11 protein-coding genes are annotated in these 14,477 nt (G+C 46.5%); 5 read left to right on the forward strand and 6 right to left on the reverse strand.

Going from position 1 to position 14,477, the window contains the following annotated elements; all coding sequences use genetic code 11:
• Positions 1-6: 6 nt before the first annotated feature.
• The 4 genes from ACYVF1_RS16820 to ACYVF1_RS16835 all read right to left on the reverse strand — a co-directional run bounded on the left by ACYVF1_RS16820 (position 7) and on the right by ACYVF1_RS16835 (position 4,847).
• Positions 7-459 (reverse strand): lipocalin-like domain-containing protein, encoded by a 453-nt coding sequence (locus ACYVF1_RS16820; RefSeq protein ID WP_461080867.1) that lies wholly within the window; start codon positions 457-459, stop codon positions 7-9.
• A gap of 201 nt (positions 460-660) precedes the next feature.
• Positions 661-1,632: an SGNH/GDSL hydrolase family protein gene (locus tag ACYVF1_RS16825; RefSeq protein WP_461080869.1), complete on the reverse strand. Its 972-nt coding sequence runs from the start codon at positions 1,630-1,632 to the stop codon at positions 661-663.
• Positions 1,633-1,879: 247 nt separating this feature from the next.
• Complete coding sequence (locus ACYVF1_RS16830; protein WP_461080871.1) at positions 1,880-2,992, reverse strand: AI-2E family transporter; 1,113 nt, start codon at positions 2,990-2,992, stop codon at positions 1,880-1,882.
• A 187-nt stretch (positions 2,993-3,179) separates the two neighbouring features.
• Positions 3,180-4,847, reverse strand: a complete 1,668-nt coding sequence (locus ACYVF1_RS16835; protein WP_461080873.1) for an ArnT family glycosyltransferase — start codon at positions 4,845-4,847, stop codon at positions 3,180-3,182.
• A 37-nt stretch (positions 4,848-4,884) separates the two neighbouring features.
• Between ACYVF1_RS16835 and ACYVF1_RS16840 the strand changes: the two genes are divergently transcribed.
• Together ACYVF1_RS16840 and pgi are read left to right on the forward strand one after the other, a co-directional pair.
• Positions 4,885-5,052 carry a hypothetical protein gene (locus ACYVF1_RS16840; RefSeq protein WP_461080875.1) on the forward strand — a complete coding sequence of 56 codons (168 nt, stop codon included), beginning with the start codon at positions 4,885-4,887 and terminating at the stop codon, positions 5,050-5,052.
• A gap of 2 nt (positions 5,053-5,054) precedes the next feature.
• The gene (gene pgi, locus ACYVF1_RS16845) at positions 5,055-6,713 is read left to right on the forward strand and encodes a glucose-6-phosphate isomerase (RefSeq protein WP_461080877.1); all 1,659 of its coding nucleotides are present in this window, start codon (positions 5,055-5,057) and stop codon (positions 6,711-6,713) included.
• A gap of 77 nt (positions 6,714-6,790) precedes the next feature.
• Here the strand turns inward: pgi and ACYVF1_RS16850 are convergent, their stop codons facing one another.
• Positions 6,791-8,203 carry a sensor histidine kinase gene (locus ACYVF1_RS16850; RefSeq protein WP_461080879.1) on the reverse strand — a complete coding sequence of 471 codons (1,413 nt, stop codon included), beginning with the start codon at positions 8,201-8,203 and terminating at the stop codon, positions 6,791-6,793.
• 117 nt (positions 8,204-8,320) lie between these two features.
• The gene (locus ACYVF1_RS16855; protein ID WP_461080881.1) at positions 8,321-8,998 is read right to left on the reverse strand and encodes a response regulator; all 678 of its coding nucleotides are present in this window, start codon (positions 8,996-8,998) and stop codon (positions 8,321-8,323) included.
• A gap of 834 nt (positions 8,999-9,832) precedes the next feature.
• Here ACYVF1_RS16855 and ACYVF1_RS16860 point away from each other — a divergent pair.
• The 3 genes from ACYVF1_RS16860 (at position 9,833) to ACYVF1_RS16870 (ending at position 14,317) form a co-directional block, all read left to right on the forward strand.
• Positions 9,833-10,039 (forward strand): heavy-metal-associated domain-containing protein, encoded by a 207-nt coding sequence (locus ACYVF1_RS16860; RefSeq protein WP_461080883.1) that lies wholly within the window; start codon positions 9,833-9,835, stop codon positions 10,037-10,039.
• A 5-nt stretch (positions 10,040-10,044) separates the two neighbouring features.
• The gene (locus ACYVF1_RS16865) at positions 10,045-12,351 is read left to right on the forward strand and encodes a heavy metal translocating P-type ATPase (protein ID WP_461080885.1); all 2,307 of its coding nucleotides are present in this window, start codon (positions 10,045-10,047) and stop codon (positions 12,349-12,351) included.
• A 208-nt stretch (positions 12,352-12,559) separates the two neighbouring features.
• Positions 12,560-14,317, forward strand: a complete 1,758-nt coding sequence (locus ACYVF1_RS16870; RefSeq protein WP_461080887.1) for a phospho-sugar mutase — start codon at positions 12,560-12,562, stop codon at positions 14,315-14,317.
• Positions 14,318-14,477 lie beyond the last annotated feature (160 nt).

Genomic DNA, 14,477 nt, shown 5'->3' on the forward strand with positions numbered 1-14,477 from the left:
GAGGTTTTAAAGCCGCTTGTACGTAATGACGGTACGTTTGGCTTTGGTAGGATTAGGCATTTGCGGATTGTCGGCATAGTTGAACGACCAGGTCATCGTGTTACCGCTTACAGTCAGATCATAGTCGGCGTCGGGCAGACTTTTATCGATCATCACGACTTTGATTTTATTACCTTTTGCCGACCACCGGCCCGATTTATTCATTTGCTCGATGGTCTTTTTCATAGCGCCACAGGATTCGGGAACGTCGGTCCGGAACGTACCGTCGGCCACAAAGGTGTAGGTAATGTCGGCCGTGCAGGGCATTGCTTTTGTGAGCTGAGCCGACATATCGGTAGTTTTCCCATCGGCTTCGGTCAGCAGCATGGTAGTGCGTTTCCAGGTACCAACGGCACTTTGTGCCCAACCCATAACGCATAAAAAGAAACAGAAAGACGTAGTGAAAAGTAGACGTAGCATTTAATTAACTGGTTAAAGAATGAAGATTATAAAACTGCGCTGGTATGTACCCGGCTAGTTTCCAGAAGTATCGACATCCTTTCTGCATATCCAATAGTTAATTTACTCACCGTTGGATTTTTGTATCAAACGTGACGTAGCGTGCCGATGACTTTACCAGTCTGCACCTGCGTGAAACGTAGCAAATCCTTTTTGCCTTTGTCATTTCCCAACCTGATAAATGGCGTACAAAAGCCCCTTACTGATACGTTGGCTCGCTTTTTTACCCAAATGCCCTTGCCCGTCGCTATCTACACCGTTTACCTCGGAAGGATCAGTGGTACTGGCGCGGTTGTCCTGACAGATACGTGGTACGTTGTTTTGCTGACAACTTCCTTCGTTGGTTTCAACAGCCTGTAAGTCAAACACTACGTCGGCATTTTTAAACGTATCTTTCATCCACTGACCAACGTTTGCTTTGGCGGCATTGCCTTCTTCAGCAGTGGTAGAATACACAAGCGGGGGTGTCATATGTACAAACCGAAGGCCCGGAATCTGCTGGCGGAGTTCATCGATAAATGTTTTATAGGCCGTTTTCACCTGTTCACGATTATTGTCCAGTACGTCGGCGTAACCGAATTTGAACACGGCAATTTTTAACGTGGTTTTACTACGTAGCGCGGCCTCTTTAAACACCCGGATTTTCTCGTACGGATTACCATTTGCAATGCCGCCCACGTCCACGAAAATCCCGCCCCGGAGCCCCTTCCCTTCGGCCCCCTTATCGACAAGGTCTTTCGGCCCAAAGTACTCAAACGGAACGCCATTGGCTTTGGCCCCTTCTTCCAGATCCTGCCCGACAGACTGATGCAAAAACAGCGTATTCCAGTTTTTGATACGTTCCTTTTCGGCGGCAGTCAGTTTATCCCAGGCGTCGATACCGGCTATACCCACTATTCCCGGCTGACCATTACCCAGTGCTACGTTGCCAGCGGGATTGGGGTTGGTTGGATTCGATGGGTTCGTCGGGTTCGGATCTGCCTTCATTTCATCACCTTTATTACAGGAGAGGAGGCAGAGTATACTAATCGAAAGAATCAAAGAGTGCCCTAATGGACGCTTAAAAAATGAAAGCCATCCGACAGCAGTTTCGGCATCGGATGGCTTTCGCTTTTTATAATTTTTCGTTTCCATGAGATTGAATTTGACGGTACGTTTGCCGAAAAATCCAATCCGTTGGTAGAACGGACGTAACAATCGAGGAGACGGTTCAGTCAGGGGTTGATTACGCAGAAAGACGTAGTCAGGGACTACTTTCTGGCTGTCTACGAATACGTCCTACGTTACCTACGCACTTTGGAAAAGTCGGCAGGCAAATCTCCGGATCGTAGAAGCGACTTTGGTGGTAAAAATCGGCCATTATGGGCGCACCTTCAGTTACTTATGCTTCTTTAGGCTTCCGCTTTTTACGGGAGATTTTAAACAGATTAGCTCCTGACTCTTCAGGCGTTTGGTCGCCGAGAAGAATACCCCAAGCACGAAGACTTTCAACGCGGTCGAAAATAACTTTCATGATGGCAATGGCAGGTATTGACAAAAACATACCCGAAACACCAGCCAACGCCCCGCCAATCAGGACTCCTACAATCGAAACCAGTGCATTGACCTTCACTTTAGAAGCTACAATTAATGGCACAAATACGTTATTATCAATGAATTGGACTAGCAGAAAAATACCGACAACCCCTAAGATGACTGATAATTCCGGGTTGCTGCTGAACGTAACGAGTACTGTTAGAAACGTAGCAACCAACCCTCCGATATAGGGAATCAGGTTGAGAATGGCCGCCATAATGCCCAGCAAAATTGCGTATTGAACGCCCAAAATGAGCAATCCCAGCGAATTCAGAAGGGCTACGCAGGCCGTTTCGATGAGCAGTCCAACCATATAACTCTGGATAACGGCCTTCACCTCGCCCAGCACTTCACGCACTCGTTCTGTATGCTTTTCAGAAAACAGCGCAATGATAAAATGAAGTAGCATGGCACGATAGTAAAGCAGCAAAAACACGTAAATCGGGATCACGATTAATGTAGCCAGTGGTCCTGAAATTACACCAAGCGCGTCAGTAGTTTGCAGTGAATCAAGGGTTTGTGCCTGCGCTTTTTTTAGGTACTGATTCTGTTGCCGATAACTCAGGTTGTATTCCTGCCGAATCCACTGCTGAATTTTGTGAAACGCATCGTTCAGATTCTGACGAATTTTTGGCAGATCGTCCGCAAAATTCGATATCTGCATGGACAGTAAAAACGTTACCGCCGATACAAGAATAATGGCCAGCAATAAAGCCAGACTGATCGCAATAACCTTGTGCATTCCCCATCGAATCAGTCGGTTTTCGATGGGACGTAGCAATACCGCAATAAGTCCCGACATGGCAAGCGGTACGATAATATCCTGCCCCAAATAGATAGCTACCGTAATAATAGCCAGCGAAAGCAGGGACAGAGAAAACTGGTGATAGTGAGGTGGCGGTAGCGTTTTAGCTGTCATGTACTGTTTTTAGTGAAAATCAGAATGGTAGGGGAACATAAATAAGACACTCAACATCCTTGCCAATATTTTGTTCACCCAGCCATTATCCTAACACACAGTATAGCAGATTGACTTCCGAAAACGCAAATACATTATCTTGATAGTCAACGTATCAACGCGAAATAAGAGGCTGATACGCTGATTATCACTTTGCCTTACGTCGGTAAAAAACAAAGCCATTTTGTTCGCCCGTTTTGCGCACATCGGGTAGCGAATCTAGAAGCGTTGGCTGTCTAGAAGCTTTGCGGACAAACAATACGTCCTGGTCAATTTTACCACGTAGCAACCAGTTGGTATCGTAATAATTAGGGTTTGTTACGGGAGGTTTTCTGGTATAGAAAAATGGACCGTAGCTATGATAATCAAATGTTTTTACGTAGACCGGCTGCCCTTGAGCCTGCTCAAAAAATCGCATGGGAGCATCCTGCGCAATTCCCTCAATACGTCCGATGAACGACCATAGCGTAAGCGTGACGAAAATCGCCGAACCAACAAATAACGTAACCGATGCGCGGGCAGCTTCGTGATTGTTGTACCAAATCAGTACCAGCACCAATACCACCAGCAGCCACACGCCAGGAAGCACTTCCCAACCCGACCAGTGTACGTTAGCGGCCAGATTCCCCTGCGTAAAGGGGTCCTGATCGGCAATCGATTTTACCAAATCCATCCGATGGCTGGCCAGCAGCGGTAGCCCGATCGTAGCGACAATAAAAATGCCACCGATGATGAGCAAACCGGTCCATAACCAGTTAGAAAACTGAATTTTACGTTCCTCTAGCTGCACCAGCGTCAGCGCTGCGAAGTACGTCAGGGGAATGTAGCAGAGTGACGAATAGTGGACAATTTTCGACTGAACAATACTGAACAGTATCAGCACTACCCAAAACAGAATCAGCATCCACTGCCGAAAATCGCGCTGGTAGTTACGTTCGATGAATAACTGTCCAAACGCACGAATAGCAAAAATCGATGCAGGAAAACAACCTATCAACAGTATTATAAAATGGAAACCCGGAAACCCCCTATGCCCCGCATCGGGCGTACTGAACAGACGGATGTTATAAGCGATAAACTCCTGCATCATTGCCGGCCCATGCAGGTACACATCGAGCCCGTACCAGATAAGCGAGCCCGCCGACGCCAACGCCGTGAACGCCAGAAATTGCAGAGGTGTAATGAACCAGCGAAACCGATTTAACAGCCAGTAAATGAGCAGTACCAGACACACGATAAGATATGCCACCGGGCCTTTCGTTAATACGGCGAAACCGATCATAAGGCCAGCCAGCACTACGTAGCGCCACTCGCTTTTGGGCACCGTCATGGCTCCGCCAAGTCGTTCGCGTTTCCAGGCGGCAAAAATCAGATTCACCTGACCAACGAAAATAAACAGATTAAAAAACGGGTCAATAATGCCCGATCGAGCGTAGAGATGGGGTGTCACCGAGCCCAGATAAGCCAGCGCCCAAAGTAATCCAAATCGATGGCTATGTAGTTTATTTCCAAGATTATAGATGTAAACTAACGTAATGATTCCGCAAATCGCGTTTGGCAGACGAGCCGAAAATTCGTTGATCCCGAACAGGTTCATCGTGATCGATTGGAACCAGAAAAACAAGGGTGGCTTCTCGTAAAACGGCTTGAAATCAATGTGAACGTGCCAGTAATCACCCAGCACAATCATTTCGCGGGCACATTCAGCAAAGTTGATTTCGTCCCAGTCGAACAGGCGGACGCTTCCCAGAAAGGGAATGAAGAACAAAGCGCCTAACCCAATCAGAACCAGTGAATAAAAAAGTTTTTGATTCATTAATGAGCGTATTGATGGAAAAAAGTAAGCCTCCCAAATGGAAAAGAAGTGTAAAAATAGAGGAAAAAAGATTGCCGGGATTCCCGATATTCGCGCCGACAATTTCGTTTTCCGTTTACCGAGTCGGCTGATACGTAGCAATTTTCGCTATCTGCCTCCTAGAAGCAATTACTACGTTGGTCTGAAACGTATAAACCAGTCTTAATTATGCTCGCTAATCATCGCTTTACTACGTTACCTGCTTTTCCGGAGCTACAGGCTCATTTCGATACGTTGAAAGAACGGCATATGCGCGATTTGTTCGCAGAAGATCCAGAACGGTTTGCTACGTTTTCGCGCCAGTTTGAGGATATTCTGCTCGACTTTTCGAAAAACCGTATCACCACCGAAACGCTACGTTTGCTGATTCAGTTAGCCGAACAGGCCGAGTTGAAAAGCGCTATTGGCAAGATGATGTCGGGCGATAAAATAAATCGTACTGAAGACCGGGCTGTGCTGCACGTAGCGCTACGTAATCGCTCGAACACACCGATTATGGTCGATGGAAAGGACGTAATGCCTGATGTGAACGACGTACTGGCCCACATGAAATCGTTTACCGAGCAGATTCGGTCGGGCGAGTGGAAAGGATACACGGGTAAAGCAATAACGGACGTAGTAAATATTGGTATCGGCGGTTCTGATCTGGGTCCGGTGATGGTGACGGAAGCACTAAAACCCTACGCCGACGATAAAAAACTGCGTGTGCATTTTGTGTCGAACGTCGATGGCGTGCACATCTACGAAACGCTACAAACTGTTCAACCCGAAACAACGCTGTTTCTGATTGCGTCGAAGACGTTCACGACGCAGGAAACCATGACCAACGCCCAGACGGCCCGGCAGTGGTTTCTGGATGCGGCCAACGACGAAGCGGCTATCGCTAAACATTTTGCGGCTCTGTCGACTAATCAAAAGGACGTAGCAAAATTTGGAATCGACCCGGCTAATATGTTCGGATTCTGGGATTGGGTTGGCGGTCGGTATTCGCTCTGGTCGGCGATTGGACTTTCGATTGCGCTCTACGTTGGTTTCGATACGTTCGAGGAATTACTCGATGGCGCTCATGCCATGGATCAGCATTTTCAGAGTTCTGAGCTAGATCAGAATTTGCCTGTTATTCTGGCGCTTGTCGGCATCTGGTACAACAATTTCTTTGGTGCTCAGACCGAAGCGATTCTGCCTTATGACCAGTACATGCACCGTTTCGCGGCTTATTTCCAGCAGGGCGATATGGAAAGTAACGGCAAATCCGTCGACCGCGACGGAAATCCAGTCGATTACCAAACCGGACCGATCATCTGGGGAGAACCCGGCACCAATGGCCAGCATGCCTTTTACCAATTAATTCATCAGGGCACTAAGTTGATTCCCTGCGATTTTCTGGCTCCCGCCGTTAGTCAGCGGCCGATTGGCGAGCACCATAAAATATTGATGGCCAATTTCTTCGCTCAAACGGAAGCGCTGATGAACGGCAAAACCGAAGAAGAGGCTGGCGAAGAACTACGCAAAGCAGGCAAGAGCGAAGAGGAAATAAAAGCATTAGCGCCGTTTAAAGCATTTTCGGGTAACCGACCTACGAACTCGATTCTATTCAAGAAGCTAACCCCCCGAACGCTCGGCAGTCTAATTGCGATGTACGAGCATAAAATTTTTACGCAGGGTATCATCTGGGACATTTTCAGCTTCGACCAGTGGGGTGTTGAGTTGGGCAAACAATTGGCTAGCCGCATTCTGCCTGAGTTGCAGGACGACGCTACCGTTAGTACACACGACAGCTCGACCAACGGCCTGATGAATGCGTTTAAGAGTATGCGGAGTGAATAATCAGCCAATTAATTGAGGTAAAAAATAACGGAGTGCTACGTAGCACTCCGTTATTTTTTACCTCAATTGTGCTACGTTCAGGAGTCCGTTTTGGCGGCTTCTATCGATTTATACGTATCATCAGCGTCTGTTTTCGAGCCGTAGGGAATGGGTAGGGTAACTCGGAAGGTACTCCCCTTCCCTACTATCGATTTAACTTCGATTTGCCCCCTATGTAGTTCGATGATACGTTGGGTAAGGGCTAATCCTATACCATGTCCTTTGATGGTCATGGTCGTTTCAGACCGGTAGAACGGCTCGAAGATATGAGACAATTCTTCTTTAGGAATGCCATAACCCTGATCGGTAAACGTAATTTGTACCTGTCCACGCTCGAACGAAATCCCGACCGATACTCGCTTATCAGGTGAATATTTACAGCCATTTTCCATTAGGTTCTGAAACGCCGTTTGCAACAGCGAACCTTCGCCAATGATCACCAACTCCTCTTCCTGATCGGGTAAATTCTCAAAGTCAATGTTTATTTGATAATCAGGGTTGTTGTGCAGAATAAGTCCCTGTGCCTGCCACAATAACTCGTCGATACGTACTGGCTGATTGGTATTGGCAGCAGTATCAGCACGGGCACGTGCCAATTCAAGCAGGCCGTTAACGAGACGAATCATGCTTTTCACTTCATCGAGCAAAGCATCAAGCGTTACTTCGTATTCTTCCCGGGAGCGCGATTGCAGCCGTGTCACCTCAATGTGCCCCATCATCACGGTGAGCGGGGTGCGCAGTTCATGAGATGCGTGCGAAACAAAGCTTTTCTGGAGAATAAAGGCTTCTTCAAGTCGCGAGAGCAGATCGTTAAAGGTACGGGCCATATCGGCAAGCTCATCGCTCTGCCGTCCGACGTAAACTCGCTCATGAATATTTGTTGCCGAAATGGCATTCACCTGTGCAATCAGTTCGGACACGGGCCGAAGGGCATCAGAAGCAAACAGATAACCAGCGATACCTACGATACCCAGACTTAACAACCAGCCAAAAAGCAGAATTTCGCGCAATCGTCCTAGCTTGCTGAATCCATAACGATCTTTTCCTGATGCAACAATGAGTAGCGGTTCGCCCCGGAGATTGATGTGTCGAACCCCAACTGCTTCTATGCTATCTACCTGTAAATATTGTGGTTGACCAAGGGCCGTTTTATGCAGAAAATCAGCCGAAACTGGGAACCTGGGACGCTGATTTCCCTGATTATACACAACAGCTTGCTGGCTATTGTAGATGGTTACCTGTTCATCGACCATAACGGGCAGATCGGCCTGCGGTACCTCGCCAACGTCTTCGCGAAGGCGTACCATAGTATAGGCTTTTTCTTCAAGCCGTTGTTGAAATTCCTGCTGTCGGAACTGGTTGTAGAGGTAGTAAACCGAGATTGAAAAAAGCAGTAAAATCGACGCTACTAACAGCATGAACAGGAGCGTCAGGCGAATGCGGATATTCATACGTAGTAGTCCCCGACAGGCTCTGGCTGTCGGAGTTGCGTTAGCGGCTAACTGGATTGCTACTACATAACCGACAGCCAGAACCTGTCGGAGTCTGCCACCGACCGTGACTATCGCCTAGTCTTCTTTCAACATATACCCCATCCCGATAACCGTATGGATGAGCTTAGTTGGAAAATCTTTATCAATTTTCTTGCGCAGGAAATTGACGTATACATCAATCACGTTCGTTCCAGTATCGAAGTGAATATCCCAGACTTTTTCGGCAATATCCACCCGCGACACCACTCTACCCCGATTACGCATCAGGTATTCGAGCAGGCCAAACTCTTTGGCTGTCAGGTCGATACGTTTATTTCCCCGGCGAGCTATTTTTTCATTCAAGTCTAATTCCAAATCAGCCAGTTTCAACGTGTTTGCCTGCAACGCCCCATCGCTGTTACGTTTGGTAAGCGCACGTAGCCGGGCCATCAACTCCCGAAACTCAAACGGTTTCACCAGATAGTCATCGGCCCCGGCTTCAAATCCTGTCAGCTTGTCATCTACAGAACCGAGGGCTGTAAGCATAAGCACAGGTGTACTATTTTTTTGCTGTCGGATGGATTGGACGACCTCAAACCCGTTGAGTTTAGGCAGATTAATGTCCATAATAATTACATCGTATGGATTCGCCAGCGCCATTGTTCGCCCAGCCTGCCCATCGAAAGCAACGTCTACTTCACAGGCTTGTTCTTCCAAGCCTTTTCGAACAAATGATGCCAATTTAGGTTCATCTTCGACTACCAAAATCTTCATATCTGCAACATACATAAGTAATTCCTTTGCGCTTTAAGAACGGACGAACAGAAAATTCAGATATACAGCCACTTACCTATTGTACACACAAAGTCCTTTTAGTTAAGTTTCTGTTCTACCCGCCAATCTTAGGCAAAAAAAAAGACGACAGCATTAAAAGGCCGTTATAATACCTTTTACTTATTTCATAGGCTAGATAAGCAACAAAAAAGCCGCTCCGAATTTCGGGGCGGCTTTCCGCTTCTATCCACACCATTTCAAGACCGACGACCGGGCGGCCGCCTGATCTTGATGTTCAACCTTCCCTTTGTAAAGGATTGTTTGCGCTAAAGGTACGCAATTTCTTTATTAACCTACAAAAAAACTTTTCTAGCTCAAACGATGGTGTAACCCGATAAACCACTTAATAAAGTGATTATACAAAGTTTACAGCATCTTTTAAATAAAAACGCCCTTGCATTGCTAATATTATCTAACGTATATAAATAATAGATTCTAGCGTCTTACACTGCCTCGCATCACCAAGTTGCCTTCAATTGCAAGTAAGCAAAATAACAGAAATTATGTATTAGCGCTAGACAATTTTTTCTAAAATTTGGCCTAGGTAATCAAATCGTTACGTGTCTTCAATACTAACGATTCTTATCTACAAAATATACTATCCTAACTGCGAAACTGAATTTTACACGACTGGTCAGCAATTATGTAAATGTAATGGCAAAACGATCAGAGACATTTGTTGAATAGATTTTGTTATCGTACGGGGGATATGTATTGTGTATGGCCCGACGGCCAGAAGCCATGAACGCATTACTCCTTTAAAAAATTACAATCATGAAAACGATCACGTTTAAGACAAATATCAAGTGTGGCGGTTGTATTGCCGCCGTTACGCCATTTCTGAATGATGCCGTTGGCGAAGGGCGCTGGCAGGTAGATACGCAGGATCCTAAAAAGCTATTGACCGCTGAAGCTGACCAAGCTGCTACTGTTCAACAAGCGGTAGAAAAAGCAGGCTATAAAGCTGAACTTTTGAATTAACAAAAATGAACGCGTCAACAACAAAACATCGGACAATAGGCAAACCAGGTTCAGCTGAATTACGACAAACGTATCCGGTACTGGAAATGAGTTGTGCCGCCTGTGCTGTCAGTGTTGAGTCGATGCTGAAACATACGCCGGGCGTTATTGATGCGGGCGTTAACTACGCGAATCAGAGCGCCTGGGTTCAATTTGATCCTGCTAACGTAACACCAGTCGATTTACAGAGCGCAGTACGTTCGATTGGTTACGATCTTATCATTGATACACAGGCTCCGGAAGAAATACAGGAAAATGCTCAATTAGAACGTAGCAACCGTATCCGCCAACGTACCATTTGGGCCACCATTTTATCGATACCCGTTGTGCTATTGGGGATGTTCTTCATGAACGTACCGTATGTCAACTGGATCATGATGGTGCTATCCGCCCCGGTTGTTTTCTGGTTAGGGCGATCCTTTTTCGCAAATGCCTGGCGGCAGGCCCGTCATGGAAAAGCGAACATGGATACGTTAGTGGCTCTCAGCACGGGAATTGCGTTTACGTTCAGCGCATTCAATACGTTCTATCCCGAATTCTGGCACAGTCGTGGTTTGCACCCACACGTTTATTTTGAAGCGGCTTCCGTAGTTGTGACTTTCATATTAGTAGGAAAACTTCTTGAAGAGCGCGCCAAATCGAATACGACATCGGCTATCAAAAAATTAATGGGTCTACAGCCAAATACGGTTTGGCTAATTGAGCATGATACGGAACGGGAAATTCCTATTACGTCGGTGCAGGTAGGCAATCTGCTTTTGGTACGCCCCGGTGACAAAATTCCGGTTGATGGACTGGTCGAATCTGGTGAGTCCTATGTAGACGAGAGCATGATTAGTGGCGAGCCGCTTCCTGTTGAAAAGTTATCAGGAACACGCGTATTTGCTGGTACCATCAATCAGAAAGGGAGTTTTCGGTTCCGGGCCGAAAAAGTTGGTGTTGATACGTTGCTGGCGCAGATTATTCGGAAGGTTCAGGAAGCACAGGGTAGTAAAGCGCCTGTACAACGTATCGTGGATAAGATTGCCGGTATTTTTGTTCCTGTTGTATTAGGAATTGCCCTATTGACATTTCTGGTCTGGTTTATGTTCGGTACGTATCTGGCTCCCGGTACCGATCCGCTTACAACAGCCCTGCTTACGTCTGTAACGGTACTGGTGATTGCCTGCCCATGCGCATTGGGACTTGCTACGCCAACAGCAATTATGGTTGGTGTTGGTAAGGGCGCAGAAAATAACATTTTGATAAAAGATGCGGAGAGTCTGGAAATAGGCCACCGCGCTAATGCCATTGTATTCGATAAAACCGGCACCATTACCAAAGGCCAACCTGTAGTGACAGATGTCCAATGGACGGTTTCAGAAGAAGAGCAATCCTTATTTCGGTCAATATTGTATGAGCTGGAATCCCAATCGGAGCACCCATTAGCGAGTGCCGTCACTACGTATCTAAAGAGCAAAAAACGAATATATATTGAGCGATTTGAAAGTTCGACGGGCCTGGGCGTCAGTGCCTATTATCAGGATCATCAATACGTAGTAGGCAACAGCCGTTTGCTGGATCAATTGTCGATTTCGATTCCCGACAATCTTACTCAGTACGTAGCAGAGCTACAAAATCAGGCGAAAACAGTCATCTTTTTTGCCCGAAAAAATCGCACACTTAGTGCAACAATACCAGAACAGAAAGGCCATTTACTTGCCATTATTGCCATTGCCGATCCAATAAAAAATTCCTCGACAGAAGCGATACGTTCACTCCAACGACTTGGCATTGCTACGTATATGCTCACAGGCGACAACCAGCAGACGGCAACGGCCGTTGCAAATGCAGTGGGTCTTAGTCACTATCAGGCCGAAGTTATGCCTGATGATAAAGCACGTTTCATTAAAGAACTGCAGGCGGCTGGAAATGTCGTGGCGATGGTGGGCGATGGCATCAATGATTCGCAGGCACTGGCTCAGGCCGACGTAAGCATGGCGATGGGACATGGTTCTGATATAGCGATGGACGTAGCACGAATAACCCTCACTACGTCCGATTTAACCAGCGTATCGAAAGCTCTGCGGTTATCGAAAAAAACTGTGCGGGTAGTTCGGCAAAATCTATTCTGGGCTTTTATTTACAATCTGATTGGCATTCCTATCGCGGCTGGCGTGCTGTATCCTGCTTTTGGTTTTCTACTGAATCCAATGCTGGCTGGTGCAGCAATGGCTCTGAGTTCAGTATCAGTTGTTAGCAATAGTCTTCGGTTGCGAACGATGAAACTGTGACGTTGATAAATACGATCCAATAAAATGTATTTAAATCTTATGTAACAATTCATGCAGTTGTCATATTCCTATATAAATACAAAATTGCACTTCAGGCTGAGCCACAATTTATCAATCAGTTCTGATTGATTCTATCCTGTGAATTTGGTGGTCAGTCAGGTAATTGTAATTTTGGCGCACAATTTTTAGACAGGAAATCTTTTTCAATATGACAACGGCCCTTGACCCATCTACTCAACAGCGCGTCGATAAGTGGCTGGCTGGCAACTACGATGCCGCCACCAAAGAATCTATTCAACATCTTATCGACTCGGGCAATGTTACTGAGCTGACTGACTCATTCTACCGCGACCTCGAATTTGGTACGGGTGGTTTGCGGGGCATTCTGGGCGTTGGTTCCAACCGGATGAACCGCTACACCGTGGGAGCCGCTACGCAGGGGCTGTCGAATTACATCAACGCGGCTTTTCCAGGCCAGGATATCAGCGTTGCGATTGCCCATGATAGCCGTCGGATGAGCCCTGAATTTGCACGACTGGCAGCCGATATTTTCTCGGCCAATGGTATTAAGGTGTATTTATTTAGCAGCCTGCGCCCCACTCCCGAACTTTCGTTTGCCATTCGCCAATTGGGTTGCCAGAGTGGTATTGTCGTAACAGCTTCTCACAATCCACCGGAATACAACGGCTACAAAGTATACTGGAACGACGGTGGTCAAGTGGTATCTCCGCATGATAAAGCCATTATTGGTGAGGTTAATAAAATCACGTCTATTGACGCGATTAAATTTGATGGCATTCCCGAAAGAATTCAACTTATCAACGAAGAAATTGACGCGCCTTACGTGGAGCGGCTTAAGTCGAACGCGGTTAATCCGGACGTAATCAAACGTCAGGCGAACCTCAATATCGTCTATACGCCTATTCACGGAACGGGTATTACGCTGGTGCCTCGTACGCTAGAAGCTTTAGGTTTTAATAACGTACATATCGTTGAACAGCAGGCCACACCCGATGGCAATTTCCCGACGGTAAAATCACCGAACCCTGAAGAACGGGCTGCCATGCAATTGGCCCTTGATCTGGCGCTTTCCATCAACGCTGATCTCGTAATGGCCACTGATCCAGACGCTGACCGCGTAGGTGCTGGTGCTCGTAATCACCACGGCGAGTTTGAGCTGCTGAACGGCAATCAGATGGCCAGTCTGATTATTTACTACCTACTTAACGCCTGGAAAGACGCCGGTAAGCTGACCGGTAAAGAGTTTGTTGCAAAAACCATCGTAACGACCGACCTCATCGACCAGATGTGTAAAAACTACGGCGTTACGTGTTACAATACGCTTACCGGCTTTAAATACATCGCCGAAGTTATCCGCGAGCTCGAAGGCAAAGAAAAATTCATCGGTGGTGGTGAAGAAAGTTACGGCTACCTCATCGGCGATTTCGTTCGCGACAAAGATGCCATTGCTTCCTGCGCCATCATTGCGGAGTTAACGGCTTACGCTAAAGATCAGGGTAAAAGCCTGTTCGACATGCTGATGGCTATGTATCAGGAAAATGGTTTCTACTACGAAGCGTTAGTATCACTGACGAAGAAAGGCAAATCGGGTGCCGAAGAAATTCAGCAGATGATGGCCGATTTCCGGGCAAACCCACCCAAGTCGATTGCCGGTTCACCGGTTGTGCGTGTTGATGACTACAAAGCCTTAACCCGATTGGATGCGCAATCCGGCAATACGTCTGCTATTGAGGCTGGTAAGATGGGTATTGAATCGTCGAACGTATTGCAATTCTTTACAGAGGATGGCACCAAAGTATCGGCGCGCCCGTCGGGTACTGAACCTAAAATTAAGTTCTACGTCAGTGTCCGTGAGCCGCTTGAAAGTAAGGAAGCTTTCGATGATACGTATGCCCAATTAAAAGCAAAAGTGCAGCGAGTAATTGATGAATTACAACTCACGTAATTCTACTCTTTTTAAGAAAAATAGAATATAACTCCTCGTGAAGTCCGAATGTTTGAACATTCGGACTTTTTTTGGGACTTTTTTTTTATATTATTTTAAAACTATCCTTAAAAAGGGATTAAGTAGAACATAATTAGGATTAACTTTAGGCAGTAATACG

It is taken from the genome of Spirosoma flavus (assembly GCF_054778555.1).